The organism is Oleiphilus sp. HI0061, assembly GCF_001635675.1.
Genome location: NZ_LWFE01001315.1, coordinates 1 through 1,767, shown reverse-complemented (window position 1 = coordinate 1,767; position 1,767 = coordinate 1). Strand labels below are relative to the sequence as shown.

Genomic DNA, 1,767 nt, shown 5'->3' with positions numbered 1-1,767 from the left:
GGTAAAGTTATCACTTTAGGTATTCTAGTCTCAGGTCAAAAGCTTAGGTTTCGCCTGCGGCTACACAACGTGGTGTTGCGCTAGTTAGGTGTTCTAAAAAATCTAACCAGTTCATCAAACATCACTCCGGCCACAAAAACACGTGGCCTGCGTTGGACGCACGATAGAGCCGTGCGCCGTTTATAAAAGCGTTATAATTTTTAGTTGGTTCGTTTCATTGCCGTTTTATAAACATCACCACGTTCACGCTTACCAACTGAAATCACTGTCACAGTAATTATTTCGTCGTTTACTTCATAAACTAAACGGTAACCAGCTTGTCTAAGTTTTATCTTGTATAGGTCATTTGCCCCAGAAAGTTTTGCACTTGGTATTCTCGGGCCTTCTAATATTTCGGTTAGCTTTTTTTTAAATTGCTCTTTTATAGTAGCGCCAAGTTTATTCCATTCTTTAAGTGCAGACTTTTTAAACTCAAGCTCATAAGTCATTTAAGTTAACCTTAACGCTTTTCTCATTTTTTCGTTGTTCAGCAAGAGCTATTAACTCAAGGTCCTCAACGCGGTCCATTAAGTACTCATAGGCTTCGGCAGGCACGCAGTAAAAAGCAGGTTCATTTCTATTAAGTACCGCAATTGGTTTGCCATCAGCACTTAAAGCAACTTTCATTGGGTTAGCCTTTAATTCGCTAATACTAGCGGCAGCTTCTGTTAATATTCGGGTTGTCATAAAATCACCAGTACTATAAAGTGGTCGTTAATTAGGTCTTATTGTAGGCCGTAAAATATAACAAGGCAATCAAAGATCGCCCACAAAAACATGTGGGCTGGACCGTCGCTGCGCTCCGGCCCTTTATTGCGGCGTTAGCTGTAAAAATAATCTTGCCACTTCGTACGTTTAAGCGTACGATATTATTTTCTGTTCAGGAGAATAAAGATGAATATTCTTACGGCAAGTGAAGCCAGGGCAAACTTATACCGGCTTTTAGATCAAACTTCAGAGACTCATCAGCCAATAACTATTTCAGGCAAAAGAAATAGCGCTGTATTAGTCTCCAGTGAAGACTGGGAGTCAATTCAAGAAACCCTTTATCTTTTAACTGTTCCGGGTATGAGAGAAAGCATTAAAGAAGGAATGGCAGAACCTATTGAAGATTGTTCTAAGGAGCTTGATTGGTGAGTTGGGAACTCGTATATACCAAGCAAGCTCAAAAAGATGCAAAGAAACTTGCTTCCTCAGGTCTCAAAAGTAAAGCAAAATATTTGCTGCAAGTTATCGAAGAGAATCCGTTTCAAACACCACCACCATTTGAAAAATTGGTTGGTGATTTATCTGGTGCAATTTCACGACGTGTTAACATCCAGCACCGGATTGTTTACCAAGTTTATGAAGAGCAAAAAGTCATAAAAGTTCTGCGTATGTGGACACATTATGAGTAATACCAAAATTTGTTCAGCTAACAAGTTGCTCAAGTCGGATTGTGGTAAATTGTCATCTTGTTTGCAAAGAGCCGCAAACAAACCGCCAATTCACCACAACCGCTTAGCAAGGCGTTGGTATGACTCCCCACGTCAAGAGGCCCGCACAAAATCCTGCCGGAACCTCGGCCAGAGCCTTTCTTTTTAATTAACATTCTTCCCGTTAGGGAAGCGTCAACGCATCAGATGAAGCAAGTAATTTCGACGGTGATCATGCTGGTATTCGTGGGTTGCTAACGCGACGCGTTAACCTATCCAACCTTACTTATTACGTCGTGGTGCCTGTCTTCAG

General features: G+C 41.1%; 4 protein-coding genes. 2 read left to right on the top strand and 2 right to left on the bottom strand.

What is annotated here, in order from left to right:
- Nucleotides 1-200: 200 nt before the first annotated feature.
- Both A3735_RS20800 and A3735_RS20795 read right to left on the bottom strand, forming a co-directional pair.
- Nucleotides 201-488 carry a type II toxin-antitoxin system RelE/ParE family toxin gene (locus tag A3735_RS20800; protein ID WP_068510962.1) on the bottom strand — a complete coding sequence of 96 codons (288 nt, stop codon included), beginning with the start codon at nucleotides 486-488 and terminating at the stop codon, nucleotides 201-203.
- Nucleotides 478-726, bottom strand: a complete 249-nt coding sequence (locus A3735_RS20795) for a type II toxin-antitoxin system Phd/YefM family antitoxin (protein ID WP_068510964.1) — start codon at nucleotides 724-726, stop codon at nucleotides 478-480. Before A3735_RS20795 ends, A3735_RS20800 begins: the two co-directional genes overlap by 11 nt.
- Before the next feature lie 207 nt (nucleotides 727-933).
- Here A3735_RS20795 and A3735_RS20790 point away from each other — a divergent pair, with 207 nt between their 5' ends.
- Nucleotides 934-1,176 (top strand): type II toxin-antitoxin system Phd/YefM family antitoxin, encoded by a 243-nt coding sequence (locus A3735_RS20790; protein ID WP_068510966.1) that lies wholly within the window; start codon nucleotides 934-936, stop codon nucleotides 1,174-1,176.
- Nucleotides 1,173-1,436 (top strand): Txe/YoeB family addiction module toxin, encoded by a 264-nt coding sequence (locus A3735_RS20785; protein WP_068510968.1) that lies wholly within the window; start codon nucleotides 1,173-1,175, stop codon nucleotides 1,434-1,436. Before A3735_RS20790 ends, A3735_RS20785 begins: the two co-directional genes overlap by 4 nt.
- Nucleotides 1,437-1,767 lie beyond the last annotated feature (331 nt).